Raw genomic sequence first — 17729 nt, 5'->3', positions numbered from 1 at the left:
TTAACGAATTGAATAGATATCACAAGCAGAAGCACCCGCTTCTCACCTGATTGACACGTGTTTGTAGTTGACAGGTTGACCGTACATTTATTTTTTCATGCAAATGTTCGCAGTGTGGGTGTTTTATATGCCCACACTTTTTGTTTGCCTGTAAAACATACAACGAAATGGTCAAAATGAATTGTGAACTCAATTCAAAATCTCATGGAGGTGGCTCACTATTAGCAAAGATCAATTAGTTAATGAAGGTATTCGTGCGCGTGAAGTTCGTTTGATCGGACAAAATGGCGATCAGCTGGGGATTAAAACCCGCCAGGAAGCTCTGGAGATAGCTGCTAAAGCCAATCTTGACCTTGTGTTAGTTGCTGCAAATGCAAAACCACCTGTTTGCCGAATCATGGACTATGGTAAGTTCCGATTTGAACAGCAGAAGAAGGATAAAGAGGCACGTAAGAATCAAAAAATCATTAGCTTAAAAGAAGTTCGGTTGAGCCCGACAATTGATGAACATGATTTTAACACGAAGCTCCGTAATGCAATCAAATTCCTTGAAAAGGGCGATAAAGTGAAAGCTTCTATCCGCTTTAAAGGGCGTGCGATTACGCATAAAGAAATCGGACAGCGCGTGTTAGACCGTTTCTCTGAAGCTTGCGCTGAAGTAGCAACAGTAGAAACAAAACCTAAGATGGACGGACGTAGCATGTTCCTCATGCTTGCACCAAAAGTCGAAAAGTAAAGTAACAGAGGGAGGAAATATCCAATGCCAAAAATGAAAACTCACCGCGGATCTGCTAAACGTTTCAAAAAAACAGGTTCTGGTAAACTTAAACGTTCTCATGCGTACACAAGTCACCTGTTCGCTAACAAATCTACAAAGCAAAAACGTAAATTGCGTAAGAGCGCAATCGTAAGTGCTGGAGATTTCAAACGTATCAAACAACAACTTGCAAACATCAAGTAATTTGGAATAGGAATCATAGGAGGGAATTACAATGCCAAGAGTAAAAGGCGGAACTGTGTCGCGTCAGCGTCGTAAAAAGGTTCTTAAATTAGCAAAAGGTTATTTCGGTTCAAAACATAGATTATACAAAGTAGCAAACCAACAGGTGATGAAATCTGGAAACTACGCTTTCCGTGACCGTCGTCAGAAAAAACGTGACTTCCGTAAACTATGGATCACTCGTATCAATGCTGCAGCTCGTATGAACGGTCTTTCTTACAGCCGTTTAATGCATGGCCTAAAGCTTTCTGGTATCGAAGTAAACCGCAAAATGCTTGCTGACCTTGCTGTGAATGACCTAAGTGCATTCAATCAGCTTGCTGATGCTGCAAAAGCACAACTAGACAAGTAAGTCATATAAAAGATCATTCCGTCGAGGGATGATCTTTTTTGCTCATCATGTGAGGTGAAATGAATGAATATCGCGTTGATTGTGCTGCTCATCTTGGTAAATGGCTATGGTTTCTTTCTCATGGGAGAGGACAAGCGCCGGGCAAAAGCGCATAAATGGAGAATTTCAGAGGCGCACTTATGGAGTGCTGCCGTGCTTTTTGGGGCTTTCGGATCGTATCTAGGGATGCAGTATTTCCGTCATAAAACAAAGCATCCTGCCTTTCAAATTGGCATGCCAGTGTTAATCATGGTGCAGTTGATCATATTAGGATATATCAAGTTCATCTGAAAAAGGAGCAGACGCCATCAAGACGGCGTGTCTGCTCCTTTTTTTTGTTTGATTTTTTTAATGGGCTGATCCCAATCAATTTTTGTTTGAGGATAACGTTCGATAATGTTTTCCTCCAATTTTTCAAAGTCTTCTAATGTAAATTCACTTAGCTTCTCAGGTGACTCCGTCCAAACGTAAATGGAGTGGACAAATAGAGGATGATCCTTAGACGGAACATGCTTCTCCCCTTCAAACAAGACACCTTTATAGACGAAATTAAAATTTTTACGTGCATTTTGTTGTTCGTCCATAAAATAAAAGCCTTCTTTTAATTGTGCTTGTTTCAGCTTTCTTCTCGGATTTGAGAAGAATTTTACCGCCATGTAGAAGATGTAGACAAGCAGTGCAACAAGAGCTAGTCTAATGAGGATTACAAACATGACAGGATGCACCTCCAATACCGTTATCTGATATACTACGAATGAAAAGGCCAAAAGGTTTCAACTTTTTTTAAAAAAATATTTCGTAAAACGAAAAAATATTCATAAAAAGATCGTATTGAACGAAAAAGGTTTTGTATAATAAGAATGCACCATGAAGATAAAGGAGGATATATGGAATGACAAAGCTAGATCAAACATTAACTATGCTGAAAGACCTAACGGATGCAAAAGGGATTCCAGGAAATGAACGTGATGTCAAAAAAGTCATGCAGACATACATAGAATCATATGCAGATGAAGTCTCCAGTGACCGCCTTGGCAGCTTAATCGCTAAGAAGGAAGGAAACGCAAACGGACCTAAAATTATGCTTGCTGGTCACTTAGATGAAGTAGGATTCATGGTGACAAAAATTGATGACAAAGGCTACATTCGCTTCCAAACTGTCGGCGGATGGTGGTCACAGGTCATGCTCGCGCAGCGTGTGACCATTGTAACGAAAAAGGGAGACATTACAGGTGTGATTGGCTCAAAGCCGCCGCACGTCTTGTCACCTGAAGCTCGAAAAAAATCGATTGAGATCACAGATATGTTTATTGATATCGGTGCATCAAGCAAAGAACAGGCAATGGAGTGGGGCGTTCTACCTGGAGATCAAATCGTCCCTTATTTTGAGTTTACAGTGATGAATGATGAAAAAATGCTCCTTGCAAAAGCATGGGACAACCGTATCGGCTGTGCAGTTGCGATTGATGTCATGAAGAACTTACACAATACTCAGCATGAGAATATTGCTTACAGTGTTGCAACTGTACAAGAGGAAGTTGGCCTGCGCGGGGCTAAAACAGCAGCGGCTACAATCCAGCCTGATATTGGATTTGCCATTGATGTTGGTGTAGCAGGAGACACGCCGGGCATTACTGAAAAAGAAGCAACAAGCAAACTTGGCAAAGGGCCAACGATTGTTGTATTTGATGCTTCGATGGTATCTCATAAAGGGCTTCGGGATTTTGTTGTCCAAACAGCGGACGAATTGAACATTCCTTACCAATACGACTCCATGCCTGGCGGCGGGACAGATGCTGGCGGTATCCATTTAACAGGTCATGGTGTGCCATCACTATCGATCGGGATACCAAGTAGATATATCCATACTCATGCAGCGATGATTCACCGAGATGATTATGAAAATGCAGTGAAGCTTTTAACAGAAGTGATCAAAAGACTTGATCAAAAAACGGTTGAGCAGATCACGTACGGTTCTTAAGTAAGAAAGCCTTTCCTCAGTATAGGGGAAGGGCTTTTTTTATTTCATTGAATTTCCCAGGAAATGAACTGTCATTTTAAGTTACGCCAAAAGAACTGTTTTTGACAGAAGAAGAAAAAATATTCTAGTGAATAAGGCACATGTGATCTGGCTTTTATTTTTGTAAGATGAAAGCAATAAAAAGGACAGAGCCTAAAGAATGCCCTGTCAAAAGAGAGTTTATGGAAGTAGGTGAAGCTACCTTAAGAATAAACATATTATTCTTATTTGTCAACTTGGTTTTAAAAGAGAGAAAAATCAATCAATTTATGTTATATTTGTAACAAATTGTTTGTGCAAAGGGGATGATTAAATGAATGCGGTTACAATTGTCATAGCATCTATGTGTATTTTAGCGATTGCCTATCGTCTTTATGGCACATTTATGATGGTCAAGGTCTTAAAGGTGACAGACGATCATCCTACACCGGCTCACACATTAGAAGACGGGAAGGATTATGTGCCAACTAATAAATGGGTCACATTTGGGCATCACTTTGCTGCGATTGCAGCTGCCGGCCCATTAGTGGGTCCGATTTTAGCCGCACAATTCGGGTATTTACCGGGTCTCCTTTGGCTGTTAATTGGCGCAGTGATTGGCGGTGCTGTACATGATCTTGTCGTCTTATTTGCGTCAATGCGAAAAAAGGGGAAATCGTTATCAGAGGTAGCGAAGGAAGAGTTAGGACCTGTCGCAGGATTTTGTACAGGGCTTGCGATGCTGTTTATCATTACGATCACAATGGCTGGTTTGTCTATGGTTGTGCTTCATGCGTTAGAACGTAACCCTTGGGGGACATTTGCAGTCGGAATCACGATTCCAATTGCGATGGGGGTTGGTCTTTATTATAAAAAGACAGGCAATTTAAAACTGGCGACAACTGCGGGATTTATTTTGCTGATGGTTGGCGTATTCCTTGGGCCGAATATTCAAGGAACGGCACTTGGCGATCTTTTAACACTTGATACAAAAACGCTTGCTCTTGCCTTGCCGGTCTACGCTTTTTTTGCTGCGGCATTGCCGGTTTGGCTGCTGCTCGCACCGAGGGATTATTTAAGCAGCTTTATGAAAATAGGTGTTTTTATCGCATTGATTGCTGGAATCTTTGTCGTCAATCCAACGATTCAATTCCCAGCCTTTACGGAGTTTGTGAATGGAGGAGGTCCTGTTTTAGCTGGTCCTGTCTGGCCTTTTATTTCGATTACCATTGCTTGCGGGGCCATATCTGGTTTCCACGCATTTGTTGGATCTGGGACAACGCCTAAGATGCTTGACCGCTGGAGTGATATGAAGCCTGTCGCTTTTGGCGCAATGCTAGTAGAATGTCTAGTTGGAATTATGGCGTTAATTGCCGCTACGGCTCTTCATCCAGGCGATTATTTTGCGATAAACAGTACGCCAGAAGTGTTCAGAACACTCGGGATGAGTGTCGAGAACCTTCCGCAGCTGAGTAAGGAAATTGGTCTTGATTTAGAAGGAAGAACGGGTGGAGCTGTGACATTAGCTGTAGGGATGGCGTATATCTTTACGGGAATTCCGTTCTTTGGTCATTTGGCGTCTTATTTTTTCCAATTCGTCATTATGTTTGAAGCTGTTTTTATTTTAACCGCTATTGATGCAGGGACACGTGTGGCACGTTATTTAATTCAAGACTTCTTTGGCGAAGCTTATAAACCGCTTAAACGAAATGACTGGGTCCCTGGGTCGGTGTTCGCAAGTGCGCTTGCTTGTTTTATGTGGGGCTACTTGCTTTACTCTGGAGACATCGGGTCCATTTGGGCGCTGTTTGGGGTGTCAAACCAGTTAATGGCATCGGTCGGTCTCATCATCGGAGCAACCGTTGTATTAAAAATTGCAGATAAAAGGCGATATATGCTGACTTGTTTAATTCCACTTGCTTACTTATATGTGACAGTGAATTATGCGGGCTATTGGATGGTAGCAAATGTATACCTTAATCCCGAGGCATCAGGTTACAGCGTGCTGAATGCGGTGCTATCAATCATTATGTTGATCTTAGGATTTGTGATTATTGTGTTTGCGATTAAAAAATGGGTCGACATTTGGCGTGATCCAGCGCTTCGGATGGAAACACCGATCACTGGCTAAATGAAAAAGCCGGTTTGCTATGATAAGCAAACCGGCTTCTTTTATTGCTGTTGATGAGGCTTTAAGCCTTGCTCTAATGTTTCAAGAATCTCATTTTTCTCGTTTTCTGATGCTTCTTGCCATAGCACTTCGAACAACACGCCAAGGCCTGGCAGCATTTTTTCCTCACCGCTTTGAATGGCATCTAAAATCGTATGCTCAAGCTGCTCTTGATTATGGCCAGTGATGTTTTGAATGACTGCGCCTCTTAAATTAAAATCCATTGCCCACACTCCTTTTTTGATGGTAATAGCCCTATTCTGTCTCAAAGACAGGTTTATTATGTAGTGTGCATGAGATATAATAAATTCATGATATTTAAAGGAGTTAAAGTCGCTTGAAATATATAGAATCTGCTAAAAACACAAACATTAAACAGTGGAAAAAGCTCCATACGAAAAAAGAACGAACGAAAACGGGGCTGTTTCTCGTGGAGGGAATCCACTTAGTGGAAGAAGCATTGAAGAGCGGAGTTGTGAAAGAATTAATGGTCACATCGCCTGATAAGCTTCCTTCTCATATTGATCCGGACATTGAACTGTATGAACTGAGCGAGGAAGCCTTTTCTGCCATGACCGAAACGGAAACGCCTCAGCACATCGCGGCAGTTTGTACAGTTCCTGTATTTGAAGAAAAGAAGTATGAACGACTTCTTCTATTAGATGCAGTGCAGGACCCAGGGAATCTAGGCACACTCATTCGGACAGCAGATGCCGCTGGACTTGATGCTGTGATCTTAGGCGATGGAACAGTTGATGCGTTTAACGGAAAAACGCTCCGTTCCGCACAAGGGTCGCATTTCCACCTGCCCATTTTAAAGCAAAGCCTTCAGCAGACCATACCAGTATGTAAGGAGCAAGGCATTCCTGTATACGGAAGTGCTCTAAACAATGCGAAAGCGTATAGAAGCGTAACGGCAGAAGGTTCGTTTGCATTAATTGTGGGCAATGAAGGTGCGGGTATAAACCCAGAGATTCTGCAAATGACAGACCACAATTTATATGTGCCAATGTATGGACAGGCAGAATCATTAAATGTGGCTGTTGCAGCAGCTGTTCTTGTCTATCATTTGCGTGGATAGTGTTGCATCATGCGCTCATTTTCACTATAATGAAACTAATATTTTAAAAACCATGATAGAGGAAGATTGTTTCAAAGAGCGGCCTGATAGGGAGAATGCATCGTAGACTGAAAGTGCATTTAAGGAATGCTGAAACAGGAATTCACCTCTGGAGTTGTCACCGGGACCGCAAGTTTTGCGTAAAGGTGAACCGGATTCGTTTGATTCCGTTATGTCAATGAAGCTTATTCGCACATGTATTTGTGCTTAACAAGGGTGGTACCGCGACCACAACTCGTCCCTTCTTTTTTAGAAGGACGGGTTTTTTTATTGTCTTCAAACGATCAAACAGCCGTTTATCCAGGCGGTTTTGTATATCAAAAGGAGGATTACACTCATGCAAGAAACGTTAAAACAGCTTGAATTAGAAGCGATAGCAAAGGTTGAAGCAGCTAGCTCGCTCAAAGAAGTCAATGACATTCGTGTTCAATATTTAGGGAAAAAAGGGCCGATCACAGAGGTGCTTCGCGGAATGGGCAAGCTGTCCGCAGAAGAAAGACCAAAAATGGGCGCACTCGCAAACGAAGTGAGAGAGCAGATTGCTGGTGCTATTGCTGAAAAAAATGAACAGCTGGAAAAAGAAGAAGTGAAGAAGAAACTTGCGTCTCAAACGATCGATGTTACATTGCCAGCAAGCCCAATCAAAATAGGGGCAAGACATCCATTAACGATTGTTGTCGAAGATATTGAAGATTTATTTGTTGGTATGGGCTATACCGTTGAGGAAGGTCCTGAGGTCGAAACGGATTATTACAACTTTGAAGCGCTGAATCTTCCAAAGGAGCATCCGGCACGTGATATGCAGGACAGCTTCTATATTACCGAGGATACACTACTCAGAACACAAACGTCACCAGTTCAAGCACGTACACTTGAAAAATATAAAGGACAAGGTCCTGTGAAGATCATCTGCCCTGGGAAAGTATATAGACGAGACAGTGATGACGCGACTCATTCACATCAATTCATGCAGATTGAAGGGCTTGTTGTCGATCACAATATTAGTATGAGTGATCTAAAAGGTACGCTAGAGACAGTGGCGAGAAAAATGTTTGGTGAAGATCGTGAAATTAGACTGCGTCCAAGCTTTTTCCCATTCACAGAACCATCTGTCGAAGTGGATGTGTCTTGCTTTAAATGCGGAGGAAAAGGCTGTTCTGTATGTAAAGGAACAGGCTGGATTGAAATTTTAGGAGCTGGGATGGTTCATCCAAATGTCCTGAAGATGAGCGGATTTGATCCAGAAACTTACCAAGGCTTTGCTTTTGGAATGGGTGTTGAACGGATTGCAATGCTCAAATACGGCATTGATGATATTCGCCATTTCTACACAAATGATATTAGATTCACAAAGCAATTCAAGCAGGACTAAGAGGAGGAAATCAACATGTTTGTTTCATATAAATGGTTAGAAGACTATGTCGATTTAGAAGGCATTCAGCCGGATGAATTAGCAGAAAAAATCACAAGAAGCGGAATTGAAGTGGAAGCCGTTGAATATAAAGGCGAAGGCATTAAAGGAGTTGTCGTTGGACACGTCGTGGAGCGAGAACAGCACCCGAATGCCGACAAATTAAACAAATGTCTCGTGGATATCGGAGAAGACGAACCGGTTCAAATTATTTGCGGAGCTCCGAATGTGGATAAAGGACAATATGTGGCTGTCGCAACGGTTGGCGCAGTCCTTCCTGGGAACTTTAAAATTAAAAAAGCAAAGCTGCGCGGCGAAGAGTCTCATGGCATGATTTGTTCTCTGCAAGAATTAGGTGTCGAAAGCAAACTCGTACCAAAGGAATATGCAGAAGGTATTTTTGTTTTCCCAAATGACGTCAAACCCGGAGATGATGCCCTTCAGGCACTTCAATTAGACGATGCGGTACTTGAGCTTGGCTTAACGCCAAACCGTGCGGATGCCCTGAATATGCTAGGTGTCGCCTATGAGGTTGCAGCCATCTTAGGGAAAGACATCAAACTTCCTGATACAGCACATAACACGTCTTCAGAAAAAGCAGCAGACTATATTTCGGTGAAAATTGAGGATCAAGAAGCGAATCCACTTTATGCAGCGAAGATCATTAAAAATGTAAAGATTGGACCAGCACCGCTTTGGATTCAAACAAGATTGATGAATGCAGGCATTCGCCCAATTAACAACGTCGTCGATATTACGAACTTTGTACTGCTTGAATACGGTCAGCCGCTTCATGCGTTTGATTATGACCGCTTTGGTTCAAAGCAAGTGGTCGTACGTAAAGCGACTGATAGCGAAAGCATTCAAACACTTGATGAGCAAGAACGTACACTTTCATCAAAGCATCTTGTGATCACTAACGGAACGAAAGCGCACGCTGTCGCAGGCGTCATGGGCGGTCTTGAATCAGAGGTGCGTGATGAAACGACAACGATTCTTTTAGAAGCGGCATATTTCAACGGTCAAACAGTCCGTCAAGCATCTAGAGACTTGGGGCTTCGCAGTGAATCAAGCACACGATTTGAAAAAGGACTTGATCGGCAGCGTACGAAGTCTGCAGCCGAAAGAGCAGCGCAATTGATCAGCATCTATGCAGGCGGTGAAGTGCTAAGCGGGACTGTGGAGGAAAACCACCTTGAAACAAGTATGAATGTCATCCACGTATCCACTGAGCGTGTGAACAAGGTGCTTGGCATGAGCATTTCAAAAGAAGATATGATTCAAATCTTCAACAAACTGGGCTTTACAGTAGGCGAATCAAATGACGTTCTTGTTGTAACGGTTCCTTCTCGTAGAATGGATATCACGATTGAAGAAGACCTCACTGAAGAAGTTGCGAGATTATATGGCTACGATAATATCCCGTCTACACTGCCTGCGACAGCTGGTACAGTAGGCGGTCTCACGCCATATCAAGTGAAGCGCAGAAAGGTGAGACGCTTCTTAGAAGGCGCAGGTCTTTCTCAAGCGATCACGTATTCATTGACAAATCAGCATAAGTCTACAGCTTTTGCACTGAATCCAGCTTATAAAACGAGACTTTCCCTGCCAATGAGTGAAGAACGAAGTGTGCTTAGACAAAGTCTTCTGCCAAACTTACTTGATTCTGTTGCATATAACTTGGCAAGACAAGCTGATTCATTTGGTTTTTATGAAACGGGTTCTGTGTTCTTAGCAGAAGCTGAAGGAGCAAAACCGGTGGAAAAAGAGCATGTCGCTGGTGCGCTGACAGGCTTATGGCATAAAAATCTTTGGCAGGGCGAGAAAAAAGCCGTCGATTTTTATGTAGCGAAAGGAATTGCAGAAGGTCTATTTGAAAAGCTTGGTGTATCAGACCAAATCACATATGTTCAAGCAGAGCGTGAGGGTCTTCACCCAGGTCGTACAGCAGATGTTCATTTAAATGGAAAAGTCATTGGGTTTGTTGCTGCACTTCATCCAGTCATTGAAAAGGAATTAGATTTAAAAGAAACATATGTCTTCGAGTTTGATTTAACAGATGTGATGACGTCTGAATCGAAGGATATGAAATATACAGCGATTCCGAGATTCCCTGCTGTGACAAGAGATATTGCACTTGTTGTAGATCAGAATATCTCAAGCGGACAGCTGGAGCGCGTCATCTATGAGGCAGGCGGGGATTTACTGACAGACCTATCCGTCTTTGATGTGTATGAAGGTGAACATATGGAAGAAGGCAAAAAATCTGTTGCATTCTCTCTCCAATATTTAAATCCGGAACAAACATTGACAGAGGAAGAAGTCACGGCTGTTCATACAAAAGTATTGAAAGCATTAGAAGATACGTATCAAGCCGTCTTGCGCGGTTAAAGAAAAAAGAGCTAAGGCCTTATGGGCCTAGCTCTTTTTTATAGCCATTTTTTCGCTTTTTGTGTGTTGGCAAAATGCAGTTTTGTAAATTGACGTAAAGCCTCTTCGCCGTGCAGCTTGATGAGCTTTGCAGCCGCCTTGTCCACATGAGGCCCGGCTCCTTTTGGGATGTCAAACCCTGCTGCTTTAGATAACTTATCCATTTCAATTAAAAAAGCGTATCTTGCAATAATGGAAGCCGCAGCAACTGACAAATGAATGCCTTCTGCTTTTGTGCTAAAGTACGTCCGCTCCCGAATGATTTTTTTCCCAGCAAGATGCTTGAAATAAATACCCGGTTCTGCAAATTGGTCAATCAAAATAGCTTCAGGCTGCTTCCCGTCTAATTTCTCTAGCACAGAGGTGATGACTTGGTTATGAAGAAGCGCCTTCATTTTCCCTTGGCTCATGCCCTTTTCCTGCATCGCATTGTACTTTTCATTTCGGAGCACGAGAAGGCTGAACGAAATGGTTTTGATGAGATCTTTGGCAATATTGATAATCTGCGGGTCTTTTAGACCTTTTGAGTCTTTTACGCCAAGCTCTTTCATGAGAGCAAGCTGGCTGGCATCAACATAGGCGGCACAGACCGTTATCGGTCCAAAATAATCACCTGTTCCTACTTCATCTGAACCGATGACGGACATAGAAGCAATCCCTGACGGCGGACTATATTTTGTGACAGCCGGTGCTTTTGGGCTCTTCGTATCAGCTGCTTTTAAATGGCTGAATTGACTGGCTTCAGCTTCTGCCTTTTGTCCTTGAAACAGCACTTTTCCAGATCGATAGGCTGTAATCGTACAACCAGGAACCTTTGCTTGAAAAAGGGCGCCTGGTGGTAACGTATCAGTTAAGTGGTGCGCATACGCGCTCTTCATTTTTTTAAGGTCTTCTGATGTTGCTTTTAAGACGGATTGGGGCACAGTGGATAACTCCTTTTTACCTTGATATCATTGATTTCTAAAGTGTACCATAACAGGGAAGGGCTCGTCTTTCCATTCAATGTCTAAACATGTTATGATAGAGACTAGGATTCTCGTGGAATGGAGGAGAAACGTTGTCTGACGGCGGTAAAACGAAAACAACAAAAACAACAGTTGAGATTTACGGACAGTCCTTTACGATCATCGGTCAAGAAACGAAGATGCATATGCGACACGTTGCTTCAATTGTTGATGATAAAATGAGAGAAATAAATGAAAAAAACCCATACCTTGATATAAACAAACTAGCTGTACTGACAGCAGTCAATGTCGTCCACGACTACATGAAATTAAAAGAGCAATACGAAAAACTAGAGATTCAGCTTAAAGAAAAGGAATGAAATTACCGTGATCGATATCATCATTTTGTTTTTGCTTCTTATGGGAACGCTTGTCGGTCTAAAACGCGGGTTTATTCTTCAATTTATTAAATTGATCAGCTTTGTTGTTTCTATCTTAGTGGCTTCCATGTTTTATCAGTCACTTGCACCACAGCTTACGTGGATTCCAGCACCTAATTTTAGCGGCGGTCAAGCGCAGCTTGCTTTCTTTAGTGGGAATTTAGAAACAGCTTATTATAATACCATTGCGTTTATCATTCTGTTTATCTTGACCAAAATCCTGCTCGCCATCATTGGCGGATTGCTCACAACCATTGCAAGTATACCTGTGATTAAGCAGGTCAACAAACTGCTTGGCGGTGTTTTAGGATTTCTTGAAACCTATCTATTTGTATTTATTCTCTTGTTTGTCGCTGCATTACTTCCAGTCGATGCACTGCAAACAATGTTGAGTAAATCCATATTAGCAGATGCGATCGTAAGCAACACCCCTTATCTGTCCGGTCTTGTCAAAGACTTATGGACGACGTATGGAGTTTAAAAACTTCTCCTTTCTTGGAGAAGTTTTTTCTCATTCCATGACAGAAAGTTGTAGGATGAAGGAAAAGTTTGTATATTTATAAAGGAAGATGCCAAAGCGGCTGGAGGATGAGAGATGAATAAAAAAGATATTATCAAACTTCTTGAAACAATTGCAGTATATATGGAGCTAAAAGGAGATAATCCTTTTAAGATTTCTGCCTTTCGTAAAGCAGCAGCGGCACTGGAGCAAGATGACCGCAGCCTTTCTCAAATAGATGATCTATTAGCATTACCTGGCATTGGAAAAGGAACCTTTGCTGTGATCACTGAGTATATCGAAAAAGGACAATCAGAAACACTCGAACAATTAAAAACGGAAGTGCCCGAAGGACTTGTCCCGCTTTTGAAATTACCAGGACTCGGCGGGAAGAAGATCGCTAAGCTTTACCAAGAGCTTGGCGTCCATGATGCACAATCTCTAAAAGAAGCATGCGAAGCGGAAAAGGTACAAGCGCTTGCTGGCTTCGGCAAAAAAACAGAAGAAAAGATTCTCGCAGCTCTTGAGGAAGCAGGAAAGCAGCCGGAACGACTGCCAATTGGCTTTGCATTAGATGTGGCAGAGCGGATTGATTATGCCCTTGAAGAGATGAAAGGTATCATCCGTTTTTCAAGAGCCGGCAGTTTAAGACGTGCTCGCGAAACCGTCAAAGATTTAGATTATATCATTGCAACAGACAATCCTGAGCAAGTTAGAGAGCAGCTCGTTGCACTTGATGATGTCAAAGATGTTATCGCAAGCGGTGATACGAAGGTATCTGTTGTGCTTGCCCTTGATTTTGAGATCAGTGTCGACTTCCGGCTTGTGACAGTAGACCAATTCGCAACTACGCTGCACCATTTCACTGGCTCAAAAGATCACAATATTCGAATGCGTCAGCTTGCGAAGGAACGCGGAGAGCGCATTAGCGAATATGGTGTGGAAACAATTGAAACTGGAGAAGTAAAAACGTTTGAAGACGAAAGCGCTTTTTATGCACATTTTCAACTTCCGCTCATTCCGCCAGAAATTCGTGAAACCGGAGCGGAGATTGATACGTATAAAGAAAGTATGCAGTTTGTAGAACTGAAAGATATTAAAGGCGACCTTCATATGCACTCGACATGGAGTGACGGAGCATTCTCTATTCGTGAGATGGCGGAAGCATGTATCGCCAAAGGCTATGAATACATGGCGATTACAGACCACTCGCAATATTTAAAAGTAGCAAACGGTTTAACAAAAGAACGTTTGCGTCTGCAAGCAAAAGAAATTGATAAGATTAATCAGGAATTCGAGCATTTTCACATTTTCAAAGGGGTCGAAATGGATATCCTGCCGGATGGATCGTTAGATTATGATGATGACTTTTTAAAAGACATGGATTTTGTCATTGCGTCTATCCATTCTAGCTTCTCTCAGCCGGAAGAAGTCATTATGGAACGCCTTGAAAATGCCTTGCGTAATCAGCATGTCGATTTAATTGCACATCCAACAGGCCGTTTGATCGGCAGACGGGATGGCTATGCCTTAAATCTAGATCAGCTCATAGAGCTTGCGAAGAAAACAGGCACTGCACTTGAGCTCAACAGTAATCCGTCAAGACTTGATTTGAAAACAGAGCATTTAATGAAAGCAAATGAAGCGGGTGTGAACATCATGATCAATACAGATGCGCACAACATCGCCATGCTGGAACATATGGAAGTCGGTGTAACAGCTGCAAGAAAGGGCTGGACACCAAAAGTAAATGTCGTGAATACTTTTACTCTAAACGAGATCAAAAAGTTTTTAACGCGTGACAGGTAGTCGTTAGGAGGCTGGACCATGCTGCAACAAAAAGTGTTAGCATCATTAGAATTTCATAAAGTAAAAGAAAAAGTGATGTCCTATACCGCATCCACATTAGGAAAAGAAAGAGCGCAGGATTTAACACCTCTGACGGATATAGAAACCATTCAGCATTTGCTGGAAGAGGTAGCAGAAGCGCAAGATGTGATCCGCTTAAAGGGATCAGCGCCATTTGGCGGGTTAACAGATATTAGACGCGCAGTGAAACGGGCAGAAATCGGCAGTACATTAAGCCCTTCTGAGCTGATGGAAATCGCAGGGCTATTATATGCGGTGAAAAATATGAAGCACTTTCTCACGTCCATGTATGAAGATGGAGTAGACATACCGCGCCTTCATACATATGCTGAGACGCTCATATTACTGCCTGAAATCAGAAAAGAAATCGAAAGCTGTATTGGTGATAATGGAGAAGTGCTTGATCATGCAACCCCTACACTTCGTTCACTGCGCATTCAATTACGCTCACTAGAATCAAAGGTTCGTGATAAATTAGAAGCGATGATTCGTTCACAATCGGCTTCGAAAATGCTGTCAGACACAATTGTCACCATTCGTAATGACCGGTTTGTTATTCCGGTGAAACAAGAGTACCGCTCGAATTACGGCGGAATTGTTCATGACCAGTCTTCATCAGGGGCGACCCTTTTTATTGAGCCGCAAGTGGTCGTGGATGTAAATAACACCTTGCAGCAAACCCGTTTAAAAGAGAAGCAAGAGGTTGAAAAGATCCTGCAAATGCTGACAGAGAGCGTGTCAGAGCACATTGGGGAACTGCTTCACAATGTAAAGGAGCTGCAGACGCTAGATTTTATTTTTGCTAAAGCTAAATATGCAAAGGCAGAAAAAGCCACAAAACCTGCTGTGAATGATCAAGGAGAAATCTATTTAAAACGAGCAAGACATCCTCTATTGCCTCGGGATCAAGTTGTCGCAAATGATATTGAGCTCGGCAAGGATTTTTCAACAATCGTGATCACTGGACCAAATACAGGGGGAAAGACCGTTACTTTAAAAACGCTGGGTCTTCTGACGTTGATGACACAGGCGGGTCTCCATATTCCAGTTGAAGAAGGCTCTGAAGTGGCTGTGTTCGACCAAGTCTTTGCCGATATTGGAGACGAACAGTCCATTGAACAAAGCTTGAGTACGTTCTCATCTCACATGGTCAATATTGTAGATATCTTAAAGCATTTGACTTCTAACTCTCTCGTGTTATTTGATGAATTAGGGGCAGGAACAGACCCAGCTGAAGGTGCGGCTCTTGCGATGAGCATATTAGATGAAGTGCATCAAACGAATGCACGTGTCATCGCAACGACTCATTATCCCGAGCTGAAGGCATATGGGTATAACCGGGAAGGCGTCACGAATGCAAGCGTGGAGTTTGATATTGAAACCTTATCACCAACGTACCGCCTGCTCATCGGTGTGCCTGGACGAAGTAACGCATTTGAAATTTCAAAGCGTCTTGGTTTGCCAGATCACCTCATAGACCGGGCAAAAGCGGATATGCATGCAGAGCATAATGAAGTAGACCAAATGATTGCTTCATTAGAAGATAGCAAGAAACAAGCAGAAGAAGAACTGCATGAGACAGAATTCTATAGAAAAGAAGCAGAAAAGCTTCATAAAGAATTGCAAAGACAAATTCTTGAATGGAATGAGCAAAAGGAAAAACTGCTTGAAGAAGCTGAACAGAAAGCGAAAGAGAAAATTGAACAAGCATCAAAAGAAGCAGAAGATATCATTCAAGAGCTCCGTTCGATAAAAAGTGAACACCGTTCATTCAAAGAGCATGAACTCATTGATGCGCGAAAGCGTCTTGAAGAAGCCGTTCCTGAGTTTGACAGAAAGAAGAAGCCAGAGCCAGCGAAAAAAGCAGTAAGACAGCTGAAGTCAGGCGACGAAGTCAAAGTGCTCACCTTCGGGCAAAAAGGAACGCTGCTTGAACAAACAGGCGACAAAGAATGGAGTGTCCAAATGGGCATTCTGAAAATGAAGGTAAAAGAAAAAGACATGGAATTTATCAAATCAGCACCTGAATTTAAGCAAGAAAAAGCCATCACGGCAGTTAAAGGGAAAGACTATCATGTCTCGCTTGAGCTTGATTTAAGAGGCGAGCGCTATGAAAATGCCTTAAGCAGAGTCGAAAAATATTTAGATGATGCTGTATTAGCTGGTTATCCGCGCGTGTCTATTATTCACGGAAAAGGAACTGGTGCCCTTAGAAAAGGGGTTCAGGAATTACTGAAACAGCATCGAAGTGTGAAAAATGCTCGTTTTGGCGAACAAGGTGAGGGAGGATCAGGCGTCACCATCGTCGAATTAAAGTAAAAAGGAGAAAACGCATGAAAGCCTTTTGGGAAAATGAACTTGTGGAAATTGCCGCCTATTATAGCGTGGCCGTCCTGTGTCTCGTCTTATTTCTAACCATTTTTGAACTCGTCACCTCCTATAAGAACTGGGAAGAGATCCAGCGGGGGAACTTAGCCGTTGCCATGGCAACGGGCGGGAAAATCTTTGGGATTGCGAATGTGTTTCAGCATTCAATCGCTCAGCACAATTCCCTTCTTCAAATGGTTGGATGGGGCGTATACGGCTTTGTGATGCTGCTTGTCAGCTATTTCATTTTTGAATTTTTAACACCGCGTTTTAAAGTAGACAAAGAGATTGAAAATGATAATAGAGCGGTCGGGTTTATTTCACTCATCATTTCAGTTGGGCTGTCTTACGTAGTAGCAGCCGGCATTTAAGGAGACGACATGGAAAAGCTAGCAAAAGTATTAATCGTAGTTGCCTGCACTTTTGCGGTCATTGGTGCCGTTTATCTGTTCCTGTGAAATGAAGAAAACAACGTTAGAAAGCTGTCAGGGAACCCCTTGGCAGCTTTTATCTCATCAAAGGCGGCGAATGACATGAAGCACATTCTGCAAAAAGATGAATTGATCAAGCGCATTGATACTTGTCTTCAAATGACATCCCTTCCAAGAGACATATACAAACCGTATATTGCACGTCCATTTCAAACGTCAGGATTTTTTGATGATTTGAGTCCCTATATTCAAATCGATTCGAGTGGTTATATCCTCATACAATATGAACGAGGAATTCAAATGCTGCATAAAAGAACAAAAGTGGCGGATGAAGTCATTTACTGGATTTTAGAAGACACCATTTTTCTCACGGTTTACATCGACATGATGAGGAAGTATCAAGTCGACAACATCCAGACGCATTTACCGAATGATCCAAGTATCCATCAACAGATCGTGGATAGAGTCAACGAGTCATTTCGTACAATTGGCGGTTTATATGAACAGTGGCATCATGAAGGAAAAAGAGCTTCTATCGAAACACCGGCGAACAATTAAACATGTGCAATTGAACCAAGCCCTATTAGAAAAAAGCAAACTGCCCTAAGGAAAAGTTTGCTATAATATAATAGTACGAAAGTTCAGGAAGGAGGGTTTT

18 protein-coding genes and 1 other annotated feature are annotated in these 17729 nt (G+C 42.4%); of the genes, 15 read left to right on the top strand and 3 right to left on the bottom strand.

The genetic code is table 11. The features are described 5' to 3' along the window. Positions 1 to 17 precede the first annotated feature (17 nt). Positions 18 to 149: a sequence feature (ribosomal protein L20 leader region), on the top strand. A 71-nt stretch (positions 150 to 220) separates the two neighbouring features. The 4 genes from infC (at position 221) to MKY83_RS13665 (ending at position 1682) form a co-directional block, all read left to right on the top strand. Further along, positions 221 to 736: a translation initiation factor IF-3 gene (gene infC / locus MKY83_RS13680; protein ID WP_044139937.1), complete on the top strand. Its 516-nt coding sequence runs from the start codon at positions 221 to 223 to the stop codon at positions 734 to 736. Between the two features lie 24 nt (positions 737 to 760). Next, positions 761 to 961: a 50S ribosomal protein L35 gene (rpmI, locus tag MKY83_RS13675; protein ID WP_003216324.1), complete on the top strand. Its 201-nt coding sequence runs from the start codon at positions 761 to 763 to the stop codon at positions 959 to 961. A 31-nt stretch (positions 962 to 992) separates the two neighbouring features. Next, positions 993 to 1352 (top strand): 50S ribosomal protein L20, encoded by a 360-nt coding sequence (rplT, locus tag MKY83_RS13670; protein WP_003216409.1) that lies wholly within the window; start codon positions 993 to 995, stop codon positions 1350 to 1352. Positions 1353 to 1415: 63 nt separating this feature from the next. Next, complete coding sequence (locus MKY83_RS13665; RefSeq protein WP_044139938.1) at positions 1416 to 1682, top strand: DUF1294 domain-containing protein; 267 nt, start codon at positions 1416 to 1418, stop codon at positions 1680 to 1682. A gap of 17 nt (positions 1683 to 1699) precedes the next feature. Here the strand turns inward: MKY83_RS13665 and MKY83_RS13660 are convergent, their stop codons facing one another. Beyond that, positions 1700 to 2104, bottom strand: a complete 405-nt coding sequence (locus MKY83_RS13660) for a hypothetical protein (protein WP_003216690.1) — start codon at positions 2102 to 2104, stop codon at positions 1700 to 1702. 179 nt (positions 2105 to 2283) lie between these two features. Between MKY83_RS13660 and MKY83_RS13655 the strand changes: the two genes are divergently transcribed. Both MKY83_RS13655 and cstA read left to right on the top strand, forming a co-directional pair. Next, complete coding sequence (locus MKY83_RS13655; RefSeq protein WP_050943605.1) at positions 2284 to 3372, top strand: M42 family metallopeptidase; 1089 nt, start codon at positions 2284 to 2286, stop codon at positions 3370 to 3372. Between the two features lie 352 nt (positions 3373 to 3724). Further along, positions 3725 to 5521 carry a carbon starvation protein CstA gene (gene cstA / locus MKY83_RS13650; protein WP_065098566.1) on the top strand — a complete coding sequence of 599 codons (1797 nt, stop codon included), beginning with the start codon at positions 3725 to 3727 and terminating at the stop codon, positions 5519 to 5521. 41 nt (positions 5522 to 5562) lie between these two features. Here the strand turns inward: cstA and sspI are convergent, their stop codons facing one another. After that, entirely contained in the window at positions 5563 to 5784 is a 222-nt protein-coding gene (sspI, locus tag MKY83_RS13645; protein ID WP_003216243.1) for a small acid-soluble spore protein SspI, read from the bottom strand. 113 nt (positions 5785 to 5897) lie between these two features. Between sspI and MKY83_RS13640 the strand changes: the two genes are divergently transcribed. The 3 genes from MKY83_RS13640 (at position 5898) to pheT (ending at position 10482) form a co-directional block, all read left to right on the top strand. After that, positions 5898 to 6641 carry an RNA methyltransferase gene (locus tag MKY83_RS13640; RefSeq protein WP_044139942.1) on the top strand — a complete coding sequence of 248 codons (744 nt, stop codon included), beginning with the start codon at positions 5898 to 5900 and terminating at the stop codon, positions 6639 to 6641. Positions 6642 to 7017: 376 nt separating this feature from the next. After that, entirely contained in the window at positions 7018 to 8052 is a 1035-nt protein-coding gene (gene pheS, locus MKY83_RS13635; RefSeq protein WP_113767538.1) for a phenylalanine--tRNA ligase subunit alpha, read from the top strand. Between the two features lie 15 nt (positions 8053 to 8067). Next, positions 8068 to 10482 carry a phenylalanine--tRNA ligase subunit beta gene (gene pheT, locus MKY83_RS13630; protein WP_342487424.1) on the top strand — a complete coding sequence of 805 codons (2415 nt, stop codon included), beginning with the start codon at positions 8068 to 8070 and terminating at the stop codon, positions 10480 to 10482. A 38-nt stretch (positions 10483 to 10520) separates the two neighbouring features. Here the strand turns inward: pheT and rnhC are convergent, their stop codons facing one another. Continuing rightward, positions 10521 to 11444 (bottom strand): ribonuclease HIII, encoded by a 924-nt coding sequence (rnhC, locus tag MKY83_RS13625; RefSeq protein ID WP_342487423.1) that lies wholly within the window; start codon positions 11442 to 11444, stop codon positions 10521 to 10523. Positions 11445 to 11578: 134 nt separating this feature from the next. On the opposite strand from rnhC, the gene zapA reads away from it, so the two are divergent. The 6 genes from zapA to MKY83_RS13595 all read left to right on the top strand — a co-directional run bounded on the left by zapA (position 11579) and on the right by MKY83_RS13595 (position 17629). After that, on the top strand, positions 11579 to 11845 hold the full coding sequence (zapA, locus tag MKY83_RS13620) for a cell division protein ZapA (RefSeq protein WP_044139945.1): 267 nt from the start codon (positions 11579 to 11581) through the stop codon (positions 11843 to 11845). Positions 11846 to 11852: 7 nt separating this feature from the next. Next, positions 11853 to 12386 (top strand): CvpA family protein, encoded by a 534-nt coding sequence (locus tag MKY83_RS13615; RefSeq protein ID WP_003216761.1) that lies wholly within the window; start codon positions 11853 to 11855, stop codon positions 12384 to 12386. A 114-nt stretch (positions 12387 to 12500) separates the two neighbouring features. Further along, positions 12501 to 14213: a DNA polymerase/3'-5' exonuclease PolX gene (polX, locus tag MKY83_RS13610; protein ID WP_278175974.1), complete on the top strand. Its 1713-nt coding sequence runs from the start codon at positions 12501 to 12503 to the stop codon at positions 14211 to 14213. A gap of 21 nt (positions 14214 to 14234) precedes the next feature. Continuing rightward, the gene (locus MKY83_RS13605; protein ID WP_217012282.1) at positions 14235 to 16592 is read left to right on the top strand and encodes an endonuclease MutS2; all 2358 of its coding nucleotides are present in this window, start codon (positions 14235 to 14237) and stop codon (positions 16590 to 16592) included. 14 nt (positions 16593 to 16606) lie between these two features. Then, positions 16607 to 17011 (top strand): DUF350 domain-containing protein, encoded by a 405-nt coding sequence (locus MKY83_RS13600; protein ID WP_007501637.1) that lies wholly within the window; start codon positions 16607 to 16609, stop codon positions 17009 to 17011. 162 nt (positions 17012 to 17173) lie between these two features. Beyond that, positions 17174 to 17629, top strand: coding sequence for an immunity 63 family protein (locus tag MKY83_RS13595; protein ID WP_342487422.1), 456 nt, complete (start codon positions 17174 to 17176; stop codon positions 17627 to 17629). Positions 17630 to 17729 lie beyond the last annotated feature (100 nt).

The sequence above is a fragment of the Bacillus sp. FSL M8-0266 genome, from assembly GCF_038613425.1.
GTDB lineage: Bacteria > Bacillota > Bacilli > Bacillales > Bacillaceae > Bacillus > Bacillus pumilus.
Note: the sequence above shows the minus strand (reverse complement) of the source record. Positions and strands in the feature narration are given on the sequence as shown.

Excerpts from the sequence above, each read along its gene's own strand:
- rpmI (WP_003216324.1), top strand. The coding sequence starts at position 761 with ATGCCAAAAATGAAAACTCACCGCGGATCTGCTAAACGTTTCAAAAAA.
- rplT (WP_003216409.1), top strand. The coding sequence starts at position 993 with ATGCCAAGAGTAAAAGGCGGAACTGTGTCGCGTCAGCGTCGTAAAAAG.
- MKY83_RS13665 (WP_044139938.1), top strand. The coding sequence starts at position 1,416 with ATGAATATCGCGTTGATTGTGCTGCTCATCTTGGTAAATGGCTATGGT.
- MKY83_RS13660 (WP_003216690.1), bottom strand. The coding sequence starts at position 2,104 with ATGTTTGTAATCCTCATTAGACTAGCTCTTGTTGCACTGCTTGTCTAC.
- MKY83_RS13655 (WP_050943605.1), top strand. The coding sequence starts at position 2,284 with ATGACAAAGCTAGATCAAACATTAACTATGCTGAAAGACCTAACGGAT.
- cstA (WP_065098566.1), top strand. The coding sequence starts at position 3,725 with ATGAATGCGGTTACAATTGTCATAGCATCTATGTGTATTTTAGCGATT.
- sspI (WP_003216243.1), bottom strand. The coding sequence starts at position 5,784 with ATGGATTTTAATTTAAGAGGCGCAGTCATTCAAAACATCACTGGCCAT.
- pheS (WP_113767538.1), top strand. The coding sequence starts at position 7,018 with ATGCAAGAAACGTTAAAACAGCTTGAATTAGAAGCGATAGCAAAGGTT.
- pheT (WP_342487424.1), top strand. The coding sequence starts at position 8,068 with ATGTTTGTTTCATATAAATGGTTAGAAGACTATGTCGATTTAGAAGGC.
- polX (WP_278175974.1), top strand. The coding sequence starts at position 12,501 with ATGAATAAAAAAGATATTATCAAACTTCTTGAAACAATTGCAGTATAT.
- MKY83_RS13600 (WP_007501637.1), top strand. The coding sequence starts at position 16,607 with ATGAAAGCCTTTTGGGAAAATGAACTTGTGGAAATTGCCGCCTATTAT.
- MKY83_RS13595 (WP_342487422.1), top strand. The coding sequence starts at position 17,174 with ATGAAGCACATTCTGCAAAAAGATGAATTGATCAAGCGCATTGATACT.